The following is a 15,663-nucleotide window of genomic DNA, read 5'->3' as shown; positions in this document are numbered from 1 at the left end:
TTCTCCTCGCGCGCGGCCGGGCTCGGCGTTCACGCGCGGCTACTTAGCACGCTTCTCCCAGGCGGCGTTGAATTCGCGGATCGTCTCCTCGGTCTTCGGGTTGTGGAGCATCTTCCGCAAGATGGCGGGCGGCACGGTCACGATGTGCGCGCCGGCGTCGAGCGCCTCGTTCACATCCATGAGGTGGCGGATCGAGCCGACGATGATCTCGGCGGGCAGCCGCTCGCGCTCGAGCCTCGCGCGCGTGCGCTCGATGACCGGGGTCGCGGCGTAGCCCATGTCGCGGATGCGCCCGCTGAAGATCGACACGTACGCGCCGCCGGCGAGCGCCGCGAGGTACGCCTGGTTGAAGCTCATCACGCACGTGACGTTGGTGAGCACGCCGCGCCGCGCGAGCGCGTGCGTCACCTTGAGGCCGACGTCGCTGAACGGCACCTTGATGCAGATCCGCTCGGGCGCCCACGCGTGGTAGGCGCGCGCCTCGTCGAGCATCTCCGCCTCGGTCTCGCGCGTGAGCTCGACCGACACGGGCCCCGCCGACGCCGCGAGCACCTCGCGGATGCGCCGCTCGAGATCGACGCAGTCCGCGTCGCGCGAGAGGATGAGGGGGTTCGTGGTGACGCCGGCGAGGACGCCCCAGGAGAACATCTCCTTGATCTCGGCCGGGTTCGAGCTGTCGAGGAAGAACATGGCGCTCCTCGGGGCCCGCCCGAGCCCCGGCGGCGAGGGTCTAGGCCAGTTCGAGGGGACGGAGAAGGAGAAAACCGTCCGCGCTGCGCGGCGGATCGGGCGGCCAGCCGCCAGGGCTTCGCTGCCGCCTGTGTGAACGGCATTGCAGGAGAGGTGAGTCCGCGCTTCAGTTCTGGTTGTCGGGGATATCCCTTCGACCGAACGGTTTTGCACGGACGGTGCGCCGATGAGCAGCGGACGATCGTCGACGATGACGGCGAGAGACTCGGTGGACCCCAGCCCGCTGCTCGCGGCCGGCTCGCCCGCGGGCCTTTACGTCGCCTCGCCGGACGGCCGCCTCGTCGACTGCAATGACGAGCTCGCCCGGCTGCTCGGCTACGGCTCGCGGGAGGAGGCGCTCGCGTCGGCCGAGCTCCTCCTCGGCGGGTGCCTGGCGAGCGGGGCGGGCGGCGCGGCGGGCGCGAAGGTCCCATCGACCAGCGCGAACGAGGGCTTCCTCACGCGCCGTGACGGCTCGGCGGTCCGGGTGATGAGGACCGAGACCCTCACCGAGGCGCACGGGGAGCGGCTCGTTGTCGGGGCCATCGTCGACCTCTCCTCGTCGCGCTGCACCGAGGACCGCCGGCGCGAGCTCTCGGAAGAGCTGCGCCAGGCGCAGAAGATGGAGGCGGTGGGGCGGCTCGCGGGCGGGATCGCGCACGACTACAACAACCTGCTCGCGATCATCCTGAACTACACGAGCCTCGTCATGGAGGAGCTCGACGAGCGGAGCCCTGTGCAGAAGGATCTCGCCGAGATCAAGGGCGCCGCGCAGCGGGCGGCGTCGCTGACGCGGCAGCTGCTCACCGTCAGCCGGCGGGGGCTCGCGCAGCCGGTCGTGCTCGACCTCCGGGACGTCGTGCGGGGGATGGACGGCGCGCTCCGCGCCGCTGTCGGCGGCGCGGTCGAGCTCGCGATCGCGCTCGGCCCCTCGGGCTGCCGGGTCATGGCGGACGCGGGGCAGCTCGAGCAGGTGGTCATGAACCTCGCGCTCAACGCGCGCGACGCGATGCAGGACGGCGGCCGTCTGTCGATCGAGGCGCGCGCGGTCCGCGTCGGCGCCGCGGGGGGCCTGCACGACGCGCACCCCGCGATCCCGCCCGGCAGGTACGCGCGCCTCGTCGTGAGCGACACGGGCAGCGGGATGAGCGACGACGTGCGGACGCGCGCCTTCGAGCCGTTCTTCACGACGAAGCCGCGAGGGAAGGGGACGGGCCTCGGGCTCGCCACCGTGTACGGGATCGTCAAGCAGTGGCGCGGCTACATCGAGCTCGCCTCGCAGCCCGGGGAGGGCACGCGCGTCGAGATCTACCTGCCGCTCGCGGCGCGGCCGGCGGCCTCGCGGCGCGGGCGCGCGGCCCACGCCGCGCCGCGCCTGGGCGAGGGCGGGACGGTGCTCGTCACCGACGACGAGGAAGCGGTGGTCACGCTCGCGAGCCGGCTCCTCGCGCAGAGCGGCTACACCACGCTGACGGCGCGCGGGCCGCTCGAGGCCGTGCGCGTCTGCGAGGCGCAGCGCGGGCGCATCGACCTCCTGCTCACCGACGTGCTGATGCCCGAGATGTCCGGCTGCGAGCTCGCCGAGCGCCTCGTGAAGCTCCGGCCGGACATGAAGGTGCTCTTCATGTCCGGCTACACGGGGGACGCGCTCGACGGTAAGCTCGCGGCCCGGCCGGGCGCCGCGCTGCTGGGCAAGCCGTTCACGGCCGAGTCGCTCCTCCGCGCCGTCCGCAAGTCGCTGGAGGGCGCCGCGTGAGCGGCGCGCCGGCCTCGGTGACGGCGCCCGCGCGGGCGGCGCGCCGGCTCGCTGGCAGGGCGCCCGCGCCGGTCCTCGCGCGCGCTACGGCGCCTCGCCCCGCTTGATGCCGTAGCCGCGGATCTTCTTGTGGAGGTTCGTGCGCTCGACGCCGAGCACCACGGCCGCGCGCGAGATGTTCCAGTCCAGGCTGGCCAGCACCTCGATGATGTACGCGCGCTCGGCGCGGTCGCGGAACTCGCGCAGCGTGAGGCGAGGGCGCCCCGGCTCGTGGCGGGCCGCGCCCGCGGGCGGCTCGGCCGCGCCGGGCGGAGGCGGCGCGATCGAGCCCTCCCCGGCGGCGCCCTGCGCGTCGTCCTCGAACGGGTTCTCGTGCGGATCCTCCGGGAGATCGGCGATGGTGACGATGTCGCTCGAGAGGATCGCGGCGCGCTCGATCACGTTCTTGAGCTCGCGGACGTTGCCCGGCCAGCTCCGGCGCTCGAGCGCGGCGTAGACGACCGGGTCGATGGCCTTCTGCTTGAGGCCGTTCTCGTTGCAGAAGGCCGCCATGAACGCGTCGGCGAGCGCGCGCAGGTCGTCCATGCGGTCGCGCAGCGCCGGGCTCTTGATCGGGAACACCGCGAGGCGGAAGAAGAGGTCCTCGCGGAAGCGGAGCGCGGCGACCTCGCGCGAGAGGTCCTTGTTCGTCGCGGCGAGCACGCGGACGTCGACGTGCCGGCTGTGCTCGCTGCCGACGCGGCAGATCTCGCCCGACTGGAGGGCGCGCAGCACCTTCGCCTGGGCGGCGAGGTCCATGTCGCCGATCTCGTCGAGGAACAGCGTGCCGCCGTGGGCCTGCTCGAAGAAGCCCCGCTTCGGCCCGCTCGCCCCGGTGAACGCGCCGCGCTCGTGGCCGAAGAGCTCGCTCTCGATGAGCTCGCGCGGGATCGCGGCGCAGTTGACCCGGACGAAGGGGCCCCGCGCGCGCGGCGAGAGCCGGTGGATCGCGCGGCTGATGAGCTCCTTGCCCGTGCCGCTCTCGCCGGTGATGAGCACGCTCGCCTTCGTCGGCGCGACGCGATCGATCTCCTTGAACAGCCGCTGCATCGCGGCGCTCTGGCCGATCATCTCGTAGCGCGACTGCACCTGCGCCTTCAGGTCCTCGACCTCGCGCGCGAGCCGCGAGTTCTGCAGCGCGTTCTTGACGCCCACGAGGACGCGCTCGCGGTTCAGCGGCTTCTCGAAGAAGTCGGAGGCGCCGAGCTTGATGGCCTTCACGGCGTCGTTCACCGTCGCGTGGCCGCTGATGACGATCACCGGCAGCTCGCGGGTGGCGTCGTCCTGGCGCACGCGCTGGAGGAGGTCGAGGCCGTTCATCCCGGGCAGGAGCAGGTCGAAGAGGGCGAGGTCGACGGGGCTGTCGCCGTGCGCGAGCAGCTCCAGCGCCGCCTCGGCGCTCGGGGCCTCCGCGACCTGGTACCCCTCGCCCTGGAGCACGAGCGCGAGGGTGCGGCGGATGTTGCGCTCGTCGTCCACGACGAGGACCGTCGGCGCGGCGGCGCCGCCCGGGTGCAGCGTCGGGGGTGGGGCCGCTGGGGAGGGCGCGGGAGAGGGGGCAGGCATGGGGTCGACCATACCCCAGCTCCGCCGCGCGCCACGATGCGGGAGCAAAGGCGCGGAGGGCCGGGCCCCGCGGCGGGAAGCCCTGGCGCGCCGGCGCCGGATTGGGTACGAGGCCTGCTCGATGAGACCCTCCGCCGCTGTCCTCGCCCTCGCCGGGTGCCTCGCTGCCCTGGGCGGGCTCGTGGGCTGCGACTTCGAATTCAACGACGGCCGCACGGCCACCCTGACGTACACCGAGGACGCGCACGCCGCGTACAACGAGGCGATGGCCGCGTTCGACGCCAAGGACTGGGAGGACGCGCGCGCCCTCTTCACCGAGCTGAAGCGGCGCTTCGCGTACAGCCGCTACGCCCGGCTGGCCGATCTCAGGATCGCCGACCTCGATTTCGAGCAAGGGAAGTACCCCGAGGCGATCTCGGAGTACCGCGCGTTTATCCAGGAGCACCGGACGGATCCGAACGTCGAGTACGCGAAATACAGGATGGCGAAGGCGCTGTACCTGGACATCGATGACACGGTGTTCCTGCCGCCGGCCGAGGAGCGCGACCAGGCGACAACGATCGAGGCCCACAAGGAGATCCGGACGTTCCTCCGGCAGTTCCCGCGCAGCCGCTACCGCGAGGACGCGGCGTACATGCTCGAGGTGGTGACGGGGCGGCTCGTGCGCCACGAGCTCTACGTGGCGCGCTACTACCTCAAGGAAGACGCGTTCGACGCGGCCCTCGCGCGGATCGACTACGCGCTGCGGACCTTCCCGGGCTCCGGGCTCGACCCGGAGGCGCTCGTCCTCAAGGGCGAGACGCTGCTCAAGATGAAGAAGCCGGCCGAGGCGCGCGCGGTGTTCGAGTCGGTCATCCGGGACTGGGGCGGGCCTTTCGCGGTGGCCGCGCGCCGCTTCCTCGACGAGATGGGCGCCGCCGGCAAGGGCCGCGCGCCCGCCAAGGCGGCGTCGGGCCCCGCCCGGTCGGGGCCGCGGCTGTGACGCAGGCCGCCGGGCGGCCGTCCTCCGGCGCTCGCTACGTGCTGGAGCAGGCCGAGGTCGAGGGCTCGCCGGGCGAGTTCGTCTACCGCGGGCTCGTGCGGCTCCCGGACGCGGACGTCCCGGTCGAGGTGCGGCTCGCCGAGGCGACCGGCGCGGCCACCGCGACGCTGGATGCGGCGGCCGTGCCGCCCGGCGGGCCGCGGCCGGAGGACCTCTCCCGGACCGCGGCGGCCCTCGTCCGCAGCGCGACGAGGTCAGCGGACGCCCATGCGCGGCGGCCGCCGCGGAAGATCGTGCGCTGGCGGGGGTAGGGGGCGGCGTCCCCCGCCGGGGGGGCCGGCGCGCCCCCATCGTCCTTCCGCGTTCACGGAGGCTGGGGCCGTCGTCTCCCGGCCTCGGGCCATGCTAAAAGCGTCCCACCATGTCCTCCGAGAAAGTACCGATGACGCCCGAGGGGCAAGCACGGCTCCGCGAAGAGATGCGACGGCTGAAAGAGGTCGACCTGCCGCAGGTCGTCAAGGACATCGGAACAGCCAGAGAGCACGGAGATCTCTCCGAGAACGCCGAGTACCACGCCGCCAAGGAGCGGCAGGGTATGATCGTCGCCCGCATCAGCTACCTCGAGCAGACGCTCTCGCGCGCCGAGGTGATCGATCCGTCGAAGCTGAGCGGCAGCAAGGTCCAGTTCGGCGCCAAGGTGAAGCTCGCGAACGTGGACACCGACGAGGAGCAGAGCTTCCGGATCGTCGGGCCCGACGAGGCCGATCTCAAGATCGGCCGCATCTCCATCGCCTCGCCGCTCGCGCGCGCGCTGCTGGGCCATGAGGTGGGCGAGGAGGTCCGCGTGATGATGCCGGCGGGCCCGCGCACCTACGAGATCCTCGAAGTCTCCTACGCATGACCGATCGCAACGGGGCCGCTCCGATGCGCCCGCGGGGCCATGGGGGCGCCGGCCGTCATCCGGGCGGGCCCGTGGCCTCCGGTCGAGGCCCCCTGGGGAGCCGGCCCGACATGATGGCGGCAGCGGAGTCGCTCGCGGGCGCTGCCGCGCAGGGAGCGCCCGGCCACCGGGCTCCGGCGGCGCCGCGCCCGCAGGCCGGGCCGGCGCGGCCGTCCACGCCCGCGCCGGCGCCGAGCCGCGCCACGTTCCCCAGCGGCAACTCCGAGGCGCCCCCGCGCAAGCTGGAGACCGAGATCGGGTGGCGCATGGCGGACGCCTACCTCGCGCTCGCGGCGCTCGCGCTGGCCGAGCTCGTGGTCGTCGGCGCGCTGCGGTGGCGAGAGCTCGTCGGGCCCTACGAGCTGAGCCGCGCCGTGCGCGATCTCCTGCCGCTCGCGCTCGCGGCCGCGGCGCCGTGCGCCGCGCTCCTCGGCGCGGTGCTCGAGATCGTCATGCGCGCCGAGCGCAAGGGGTTCCGCGCCGCGGCGGCGCTGGTCGCCGGCGCGTTCGGCGGCGCCGTGGCCTTCGGCGTGTCGGCCGGGCGCATGCTCGAGGGGGGCCGGCGGGCGCCCTTCGTCGTGGCGCTGGCGCTCCTCGCGGCCGGGGCGACGTTCGCGGCGGCGCCGCGCGTCGCCCGCGGCCTGAAGCGGGCGCGCGCCGTGGCCTCGGGCCGGTGGCTCGTCCTCGGGGCGATCGCCGCGGTCGTCCTGCTCGAGATCGCGAACGTGCGCATCTTGCCGCGCCTCTACCTCGCGTTCCACCTCGGGCTCGCGGCGCTTACGCTCGCGGCGGCGACGTTCGCGACCCCGGCGCTCCCCGTGCGGGCGGCGCGCGACGGCGATCAACGTGAGCGCCGCGAGCGGCGCTCGCCCAGGCTGGTGCGCGCGGCGCTCGCGCTCGTCCTCTTCGCGTTCGGCGCGGCGCTCGCGCCCGGCGCGGCGGACCGGCTCGCCCTCGCGGACAACATCCGGCTCATCTACGCGACGCACGGCCCGCTGCTCGGCCACGTGGTCGAGCTCGCCGCCGTGCTCTCGCCGCCCGAGCCGCTCGACGCCGCCCCGCTCGACGAGCGCGCGAGCGGCCACGCGATCGATCTGCGGGGCCGCGACGTCGTGCTGATCAGCATCGACGCCCTGCGCGCCGATCACGTGGGGGCGTACGGCTACAGCAGGAAGATCACGCCGAACCTCGATCGCCTGGCGGCCGAGGGCGTGCGCTTCGAGGCGGCGTACACGCCGACGCCGCACACGTCGTACGCGGTGTCGTCGCTCATGACGGGCAAGTACATCCGCCCGCTGGTGCTGCAGGGGCTCGGCGAGGACTCCGAGACGTTCGCGCAGCACCTGCGCCGCTACGGCTACAAGACGGCGGGCTTCTATCCGCCGGCGGTGTTCTTCATCGACGGCGAGCGCTTCGGCGCGCTGCGCGACAGGGCGCTCGATTTCGAGTACCGGAAGATCGAGTTCGCGAGCGCGCAGCTCAGGGTCGAGCAGGTGCGGGGCTACCTCGCCGGGCTCGGGCCGGAGCAGCGCGCGTTCCTGTGGGTGCACCTCTTCGAGCCGCACGAGCCGTACGAGGCGCACCCGGAGCACCCGCTCGGCGACCGCGACGTCGACCGCTACGACGCCGAGATCGCCGTCGCGGACGCGGGCGTGGGCGCGATCGTCGACCAGATCCGCAAGGGCCGGCCGAACGCGGTCGTGATCGTCACGGCCGATCATGGCGAGGAGTTCGGCGAGCACGGCGGGCGCTACCACGGCACGACCGTGTACGAGGAGCAGGCGCGCGTCCCGCTCATCGTGAGCGCGCCCGGCCTGCTCTCGCCGCGCGCGGTGCGGGCGCCGGTGCAGCTCGTCGATCTCCTGCCGACGGTGCTCGCGGGGCTCGGCATCCCGCGGCCAGCGCGCGTGCGCGGCGCCGATCTCGGCCCGCTGCTCGCGGGCGGCGACGAGGCGGCGGAGCAGGGCAGGGCGACGCCGCCCGGCGGGCCCCCTTCGCTCCCGGGCTTCGCGTTCGCCGAGACCGACACGCAGACGCTGCTCGCCAAGGGCACGCTGCGGCTCGTCTGCGCGCGCAAGATCGGCGCGTGCGCGCTCTACGACGTCGCGACCGACCCGCGCCAGGCCCAGGACATCTCCGCGCTGCGCCCTGCGGAGCTCGGCGCGATGCGCTCGGAGCTGCGCGCGATCGAGGCGTCGCACGGGCGCTACGAGGTCCGCGGCCTCCGCAAGGAGGGCAAGGGCTGGCCCGACGCGCTCCGCCGCGGCATCGCGGGCGACGCCGACGCGGTGGTGGAGGTCGCGGCGCTGCTCGACGACGCGGACGTGGCGATCCGCCGCAAGGCGGGCGAGGTGCTCTTCGATCTGCGCCGCTCCGAGGCGGCGCCGTCGCTGCGGCTCGCGCTCGTGCGCGACGAGGACGACGAGGTGCGGCGCTGGGCGGCGCTCGCGCTCACGCGGCTCGGCGAGGGCGCGCCGCTCACCCGCGACCTCGTGGTCGATCCCGACCGCAAGTGGCGCCGCCTCGCGGCGCTCGCGCTGGCGGAGTCGGGCGATCGCCGCGGCGACGACGTGCTCGTGGCGTGGCTCCGGCAGGTGGTCCGGGGCGCCGAGGCGCCGGACGGCGGCGCCGAGCCGGTCGAGGCGACGCCGTTCGAGCGGGCGCGCGAGATCGTCGACGCGCTCGCGAAGATCCGGGTGAAGGCCGCGCTGCCGCCGCTCATCGCGGCGCTCGGCGACGTGCGGCTCCGCCCGTACGCCGCCGCCGCGCTCGCGGCGATCGGCGAGGACGCCGCGCGGCCGGCGCTCGCCGAGCGGCTCAGCCAGGAGCCGTACCAGACCGCGCGCGTGGCGATCGCGGAGGCGCTGGTGAAGCTCGGCGCCGGCCCGGAGCTCCGGGCGCCGCTCCTGCGCATGCTGGGCACGCCCGATCCGCTGCCGGGGGGGCTCGGGCTCGCGCTCCGGGCCGACATCCTCGACCTGCTCGGCGGGCCGCGCGAGCGCGATCTCGGCCGCCTGCGCCGCTTCGCGAAGAGCGGCGTCGGGCTCGGCGTCGTGATCCCGAAGGCGGGCAACGGCAAGGGCGTGCGCGTCCTCTGCCGCGCCCGGACCGACGACGGCCGCCCCGGCGAGGTGCGCTTCGGCAGCCCCAGGCGCGGGGCGCGCCCGCCGAAGCGGGACGGCGAGTCGATCGTCCCGGCCAGCGCGCCGGAGCTCGATCCGGACCGCGCGGTCACGCTCGCCGTCCCGCCGGGGAGCGAGCCGACCGAGGCGTTCGCGACCCTGCCGCCGGCGACGGGCGCCCAGCCGGGCAGCTACGCCGATTTCGTGGTGTACGCGACGCAGAACGTCGAGGTCTTCGCGTGTGCGGTCGTCCCGCTGAGCGACGAGATCCCGCCCCCTCCGCCGGCGCCCTGGTCGCCCGACGCCTCCGGCGCGCCGCCGCGCTCGGACGACGGAGCGCCCGCCGCTCACCGCGCAGATTGACGCCGCAGGCCGCGAGACTAGAGTCCGCCGCGTGTCGGACAAGGACCGAGAGAAGGCCGAAGAGAATCCCGCGCGGAGTGATGAGGACGCTGCCACGCGGCGCGATGGCGACGACGAAGGGGCTGCGGAGGCGGCCCCGGCGCGGCCACCTCGCGGCGCTCCGGTGAAGGACGCCGACGACGAGAGCGGCGGCGAGGCCGCCCAGCGCGTCGCCGAGGCGCTCGGCGTCGCCGAGGGGGACGAGGTTCCCGCGCCGGACGCGGCGGGCGACGAGGCGGTGGAGGCGGCGCCGAACCGCGCGATCCGCCGCCGCGAGGAGGCCACCGCGCGCCGCCGCAAGAAGAAAGCGACCGGCGAGGAGCTGCCCAGGGACAAGAACGCGCGCGCCAAGGAGCTGCTCGCGCGCCGCAGGGAGCAGGCCGCGGGGCGCCGCCCGGTCCAGCTCTTGCCGGGCGAGATGGTCGAGGACGCGCTGAGCCGCATGACCAGCGGCGCCGGCCGGTGGATCAAGCAGAACTTCCACGTGCTCCAGTGGGGCGCGCTGGCGGCGCTCGTCGCGGTCGGCGGCGTGCTGTTCTACATGTCGCGGACCGACAAGAAGGACGCGGTGTCGTCGTCGGCGCTCGCGGGCGCGGTGGCCGCGGATCGGGGCAGGGTGCTCGCCGAGGACACGCGCACCGACGAGGAGAAGGAGCTCGACGTCACGAGGACCTTCAAGACCTCGGACGAGCGGTCGGACACGGCGCTCGCCGCGTACAACAAGGTCATCGACGAGCACGGCGGCACCGGCGCGGCGATGCTGGCGAAGCTCGGGCAGGCCGGGGTCTTGCTCGACAAGAAGGACTACGCGCACGCGATCGAGGCGTACAGCGCCGTGGTCTCGTCGCCGCTCGCCGGGGCCGATCCCGACGTGAAGGGGCGCGCCATCGAGGGCATCGGCTTCGCCAAGGAGGGCAAGGGCGATCTCGACGGTGCGCTCGCGTCCTTCAAGGAGCTCGAGGGGATCGACATGAAGGGCTTCAAGGAGCTCGCGCAGTACCACCAGGCGCGGATCCACCTGGCCAAGGGCGAGACCGACAAGGCGAAGGAGCTGCTCAAGAGCGCGCACGAGAAGCTCCAGGCGCCGTCGGCCGAGGGCCGCTCCTTCCAGTTCCTCGAGGCCGTCGTCGAGGAGATGCTGCGCAAGATCGATCCGGCCGCCGCGCCGCCCCGCGCCGCGTTCGGCGGCCCGAAGGGCCAGACGATGACGCCGGAGGAGATCGAGCAGCTCATCCGCCGGGCGCGTGAGAACGCGGAGAAGAAGGGTGGCGATGCGCCGCACTAGTCGCGCCGCGGGCGCCGCGCTCGTCGGGCTGGGTCTCGCGTCGCTCGCTGGCTGCGGCAACCTCGGCGTCGCCGCGGCGCCCGACGCGCCGCTCTGGCTGCACCATCCGGGGAGCGCGCTGGGCATCACGACGCGCCGCGCGCTCACCGCCGAGACGCGCAAGGTCGGCGAGGCCTACGAGCGCGGCCGTCCCGAGATCGACGCGGCGCACCGGCGCATCTTCGTCGGGTCGAGCGACAACGGCCTGTACGCGGTGCGGGCCGACACGAGCGACGTCCTCTGGCGCTTCGAGACGCTCGGCCCGGTGCAGAGCGAGCCGCTCTACGACGGCGCGTCGGACTCGGTCTACTTCGGCTCGAACGACGGCGCGCTCTACAAGGTGCGCGCCTCGGACGGCAAGCTGCTCTACCGCTTCATGACCAACGCCGAGGTCACGCGGCGTCCGGTGCTGCGCGACGGCGTGCTCTACGTGACGAACTCGAACGACACGCTGATCGCGCTCGACGCGGAGACGGGCGCGACGCGCTGGCTCCAGCACCGGACGCCGGCGTTCGGGATGGAGATCGCCGGGTACGCCGGCCCGGCGCTCGGGCGGGACAAGGTCTACACCGCGTTCTCCGACGGGGTCGTGATGGCGTACGACCTCAAGAACGGGTCCGAGCAGTGGGCGCTCGTCGATCTGGCGGCCGAGGCCGAGCAGAGCGCGGGCGGTCAGACGCCGAAGTACCTCGACACGGACACCACGCCGGTCTTCGGGCGCATCGCCTCGGGCGATGTGGTCTTCGTGGCGGGCTACGCGGGCGGCGTCTTCGCGCTGGACGCCGAGAACGGCACGCGGGCCTGGGTGAACGAGGCGGCGGTCGGCGTGACCGAGCTCGTGCTGTGGCAGCAGCCGGCGCACCAGCCCCGGAGCGGGGGCGGTCCGGTCGTGCCGGAGCGGCGGGTGCTCCTCGCGTCCTCGGGCATGACCGGCCTGTGGGCCATCGATCCCGAGGATGGCCGCACGATCTGGCGCCGGGAGCTGCCCGACGGTGGCATCTCGGCCCCGGTGCCGTTCGCGGGGGCGCTGCTGGTGACGACCACGCGCTACGGGATCTTCCTTTTCTCGCCGCTGGACGGGGCCGTGATCGATGGCATCGAGACCGGCGGCGGCATCGCGATGACGCCGGCTGCCTACGGCCGGCGCGCGTTCGTCATGACCAACGGCGGCGCGCTGCTCAGCCTCGACGTCGAGACGCCGCCGGTTCCGAAGGGCTGAACACACGTTCGGTAGCTCAGGCCGTGGGCTGAGGTCGGCGGGCTGAGGCCGGCGGATCGAGGCGCGCAGGGCGATCCTGACGCCCGGGCGCGGGTCTGGAGAAGACCGGCGGGCCGGGGGCATGGAGGACGGGCCGGGAAGCCAGGCCCGGAGGCCGCATAGCGGCGTTCTCGAAGGCGACGAGCCGGGGCTGCGTGTCCGGGGGGCACGGGGCATGGAGGACGGGCCGGGAAGCCAGGCCCGGAGGCCGCGTAGCGGCGTTCTCGAAGGCGACGAGCCGGGGCTGCGTGTCCGGGGGGCACGGGTCTCGTCGGGGAGCGGGGGCGACCCGGGTTGCGGTACGCGACGCGTACCCGGGTTGCGCCGTGCGCGAAACGACCCGGGTTGCGGCGCCTGGCTCGGAGCCCGGCGGGACGGCGCCATGTTCGCGGATTTGCTCCAGAAAGCGGGGGTACGGCCCCCTGCCCCTGGACCTGCCTTGGATCGCATAAGAAACATTATGTCAACTCGCGCCCCGGGGCGGCTTTCCGGGGGATCTCCGGCCAGGCTCACCTCGGTTGGCGGACGCCGGCGGACGCAACAAAGCCGGTCGGCGGACCTCCGTCCGGCGGGCCAACCGCGGTCAGCGAGCCCAACCTCGGTCGGAGCGAACCAACCCCCGGTCAGCCGAACCTCGGTCGGCGTGCGAACCTCGGTCGGCGCGCGCGGTCGGCGCGCGAACCTCGGTCAGCGCGGGTGCAGCGAGCCCAACCTCGGTCGGCGCGCGCGGTCGGCGCGCGAACCTCGGTCAGCGCGGGTGCGACGAACCCCGACGAACCCAACCTCGGTCGGAGCGAACCACCCCGGTCAGCCGAACCTCGGTCGGCGCGTCCCGTCAGTGGACGCGCGGCGCCGGTAGCCCGCCCCGCCGGACCGTTCCGCGTCTACACCTCGACCAGCCCTCGCCCCCGTCCCTGGCCAGCGCGCCCCCTCGTCGGCGGTCGCCGCGAACCGCAACCTCCGCAGCTGGCGCGCCGCCTCACCGCTGCCCCCCAACCTGCGCCGCCCTGGCCCTGCCAGCGCCCGCCCGCCAACCTGCGCCGATCTCAGCCCTCGCCGCTGATCTCGCCGTCTCCGTCGTCCTCCGGCTCCTCGGAGGCCCTCGGCGGCACCGCCGCCCAGAGGATGACCTCGCCCGGCCGGGTCAGCGGCCTCCCGGACGCCTCCTGCTCGCCGCGCCACGCGCGGACCTTTTCGGGCGCGTCGTCGCCGAGCGCCGCGAAGCCCGCCTTCCTGTAGAACCCCTGCGCCCAGCTCGCGTTCTCCCAGGATCGCAGCACGACCTGCTCCAGGCCGAGCTCCCGCGCCCTCTCGTGGAGCTCCTCGAGCAGCCGCGTGGCGATGCCGCGCCCCTGGTGGTCCGGGTGCACCGAGAGCTCCTCCAGGTACGCGACCCCGGGCGCCTCGTCGCGCCACGCCATGTACCCGGCCACCTCGTCGTCCGCCTCCGCGACGCGCACGTCGTGCTGACGCGTCAGCGCGATGATGTCGGAGAACGCCCGTGCCGGGACCTCCGCCGCGTCGAAGCCGCGCTCGTGGTACATCGCCGTGCAGGCCTGCTCCAGCGCGACGAGCGCTGGCAGCTGGGCCTCCTGCAGGCCGGTCACGCGGAGGCGCTTCGGGGCTGTCCTTTCGTCATGCATCCCCCGAGGCTACCGCCGATGCGCGGGATGCCCCACTTCTTGCCGATCCTGCGCCACGGCGCGCCGCGGCTCAGCCGCGCAGCTGGAGCAGCCGCGCGATCGTCTCGCCATCCCCGGGGCTCAGCGGAACGAGGATCCCGAGCGCCGCCCCCCGCGGCGGAGCGTTCCTCCCGTCCATCGGGACCAGCCGGAGCTCCCCGGTGCTGGAGATGCCGATCACCGCGACCCGCAGCGCCGGCAGCGGCTCGATCTGAGACGCGGGCAGCCTCGGCGGCGGCGCCTGCCATTCCCCTTCGTACGGCGGATCGCTCCACGACGAGTCCACCGCGGCGCCCCCACGGTCGTCCCCGGTCCCAGCGCGCGCCCAGGACGCCGCCCCCTCGGCGCCCTGCGCCGAGCGCTCCCTCGTCGGGGCTGCGTCTCGCTGCTGCGCCGCCGGCGCGCTGCCGGCGCCTTCGTCGTCATCCGGCTCGGCCTCGGTCCAGCCGCCGCGATCGTCGGACGCGTTGGCCTCCTCCGGTGCACCCGGCGGAGCGTCGGCGGACGGCTCGCCGTCGCCCGCCATCTGCTCCAGGCCGAGCATCGGCGTCTCCTCGTCCAGGTCCTCGATCCGGTGCTCCATGAGCACCCGCTGCTCCTGCGCCGTCAGCGGGCGGCGCGTGGTGCCCTCGTCGTCGCTCTCGGGCCAGGGCCGCTGGCTCCGCTCGGTCGCCTCCTGCGACGAGCTCGCGCCGACGAGCGGGCTCCCGTGCAGCCGGCCGGACGTCAAGGCGATGTTCGTCGGCACGGTCTCGCGCTGGTCGGCCGGCGGTTCCCCGTCGGCCGCGTGGTGCTCCTCGGTCGTGCCCTTGAGCGCCGCGCCCGACGCGCCCCCGCCCCGCCCCGGCCCGCGGCCCGCGAGCGCGCCCCCCGCCGGGAGCTTGACCGCGGGCACCTCCTCGGTGACCGCGGTGGTGGACGACACCCTCGTGTGGTTCGACGCCGCGAAGCCCGTGATCGAGCGCGCCTTGGCCGGGACAGGACGACCGGGCGTGCTGCCGGTCGGGCCGGCCCCCGCCGGGGCGGCGGCGGGACGGGCCGGGAGCGCCGGCGCGGGGCCGGGAGAGCGCGCGGCGGGCGACTGCTGCGTTGGCGTCGGCGTCCGCGTGGCCGCTGCCATGACCGGCGCCGGCGCCGGGGTGCGCTCGGGGGTGACGGGCGCCGGGCGGCCCAGCCCCGCCGTGGGCCGCGGCGCGCCGGCGTCGCGCGAGGCGCCGGTCGCCGAGGCCGTCGGCGCTGGCGGCGGGTTGCCCGCGGGCGCGCGCACCGAGGGCGCCCGCTTCACGCCCGATGGCGATGGCGAGCTCGGGCCGCCGCGCTCGCCCCGGTCCGCGCCGGCGGCAGGTGGCCACGACGGCATCGCTCCCGGACCTGGCGCGCCCGGCTTGGGCGGCGGCGCGCTCGCCCCGGCAGCGGGAGCGCCGGGCGCCGGCGGAGGTGCGCTCGCCGGCGCGCTCGCGGCGTCGGGCGACGCGGCCGCACCCGGATCCGCCTCGCTCCCCGAGATCTTCTGCGCGACCTCCGCGGCGGCCTTGAAGAGCTCGAGGGCGCGCAGATCGGCGTTGGCATCGGAGGCCTGCTCCGCGGCGCGGCGCAGCCACCTCAGCGCTTCTTCGCGTTCGCCGCGCCCCCACAGCGCGGTCGCGGTCGACAGCGCCCAGTGCACGTCCTCGTTGTCTTCGTCGTGCGGCGGCGGGATCGGGCGCAAATTGGCTTCCATGAGGCCTCGTCGAGCAGGTCGCTCCCCCTGTACCACGACTCCATCGCCCGCGTCTCCAGCGCGAGCTGGCGCACTCTTCGCACGTTCCATTACCTTTCACCGCGCTTCATTCTCTCCTCGCGCTGCTCGCGCTGATCGCCTCG

Annotated in this window: 11 protein-coding genes; 7 read left to right on the top strand and 4 right to left on the bottom strand. The window is 74.7% G+C overall.

Annotated elements, in window-relative coordinates:
• Window positions 1–39: 39 nt before the first annotated feature.
• Window positions 40–690, bottom strand: coding sequence for a transaldolase family protein (locus tag WME89_RS22810; RefSeq protein WP_437627333.1), 651 nt, complete (start codon window positions 688–690; stop codon window positions 40–42).
• Window positions 691–940: 250 nt separating this feature from the next.
• On the opposite strand from WME89_RS22810, the gene WME89_RS22805 reads away from it, so the two are divergent.
• Window positions 941–2,485: an ATP-binding protein gene (locus tag WME89_RS22805; RefSeq protein WP_438011230.1), complete on the top strand. Its 1,545-nt coding sequence runs from the start codon at window positions 941–943 to the stop codon at window positions 2,483–2,485.
• A gap of 84 nt (window positions 2,486–2,569) precedes the next feature.
• Here WME89_RS22805 and WME89_RS22800 read toward each other — a convergent pair whose 3' ends face one another.
• Entirely contained in the window at window positions 2,570–4,090 is a 1,521-nt protein-coding gene (locus WME89_RS22800; RefSeq protein WP_438011229.1) for a sigma-54-dependent transcriptional regulator, read from the bottom strand.
• 121 nt (window positions 4,091–4,211) lie between these two features.
• Here WME89_RS22800 and WME89_RS22795 point away from each other — a divergent pair, with 121 nt between their 5' ends.
• The 6 genes from WME89_RS22795 to WME89_RS22770 all read left to right on the top strand — a co-directional run bounded on the left by WME89_RS22795 (window position 4,212) and on the right by WME89_RS22770 (window position 12,079).
• Window positions 4,212–5,072: an outer membrane protein assembly factor BamD gene (locus tag WME89_RS22795; RefSeq protein WP_438011228.1), complete on the top strand. Its 861-nt coding sequence runs from the start codon at window positions 4,212–4,214 to the stop codon at window positions 5,070–5,072.
• The gene (locus WME89_RS22790) at window positions 5,069–5,383 is read left to right on the top strand and encodes a hypothetical protein (protein ID WP_438011227.1); all 315 of its coding nucleotides are present in this window, start codon (window positions 5,069–5,071) and stop codon (window positions 5,381–5,383) included. Before WME89_RS22795 ends, WME89_RS22790 begins: the two co-directional genes overlap by 4 nt.
• Before the next feature lie 110 nt (window positions 5,384–5,493).
• Window positions 5,494–5,973 (top strand): transcription elongation factor GreA, encoded by a 480-nt coding sequence (greA, locus tag WME89_RS22785; RefSeq protein WP_437627328.1) that lies wholly within the window; start codon window positions 5,494–5,496, stop codon window positions 5,971–5,973.
• Between the two features lie 110 nt (window positions 5,974–6,083).
• Entirely contained in the window at window positions 6,084–9,497 is a 3,414-nt protein-coding gene (locus tag WME89_RS22780; RefSeq protein WP_438011226.1) for a sulfatase-like hydrolase/transferase, read from the top strand.
• 163 nt (window positions 9,498–9,660) lie between these two features.
• Complete coding sequence (locus tag WME89_RS22775) at window positions 9,661–10,821, top strand: tetratricopeptide repeat protein (RefSeq protein WP_438011225.1); 1,161 nt, start codon at window positions 9,661–9,663, stop codon at window positions 10,819–10,821.
• Window positions 10,808–12,079, top strand: coding sequence for an outer membrane protein assembly factor BamB family protein (locus WME89_RS22770; protein ID WP_437664293.1), 1,272 nt, complete (start codon window positions 10,808–10,810; stop codon window positions 12,077–12,079). Before WME89_RS22775 ends, WME89_RS22770 begins: the two co-directional genes overlap by 14 nt.
• A 1,085-nt stretch (window positions 12,080–13,164) precedes the next feature.
• Here the strand turns inward: WME89_RS22770 and WME89_RS22765 are convergent.
• On the bottom strand, window positions 13,165–13,761 hold the full coding sequence (locus tag WME89_RS22765) for a GNAT family N-acetyltransferase (RefSeq protein ID WP_438011224.1): 597 nt from the start codon (window positions 13,759–13,761) through the stop codon (window positions 13,165–13,167).
• A gap of 70 nt (window positions 13,762–13,831) precedes the next feature.
• Complete coding sequence (locus WME89_RS22760; protein ID WP_438011223.1) at window positions 13,832–15,520, bottom strand: hypothetical protein; 1,689 nt, start codon at window positions 15,518–15,520, stop codon at window positions 13,832–13,834.
• Window positions 15,521–15,663 lie beyond the last annotated feature (143 nt).

Origin of the sequence: Sorangium sp. So ce321 (assembly GCF_051530195.1) — a bacterium.
GTDB lineage: Bacteria > Myxococcota_A > Polyangia > Polyangiales > Polyangiaceae > Sorangium.
This window is presented reverse-complemented; position numbering and strand designations above follow the sequence as displayed.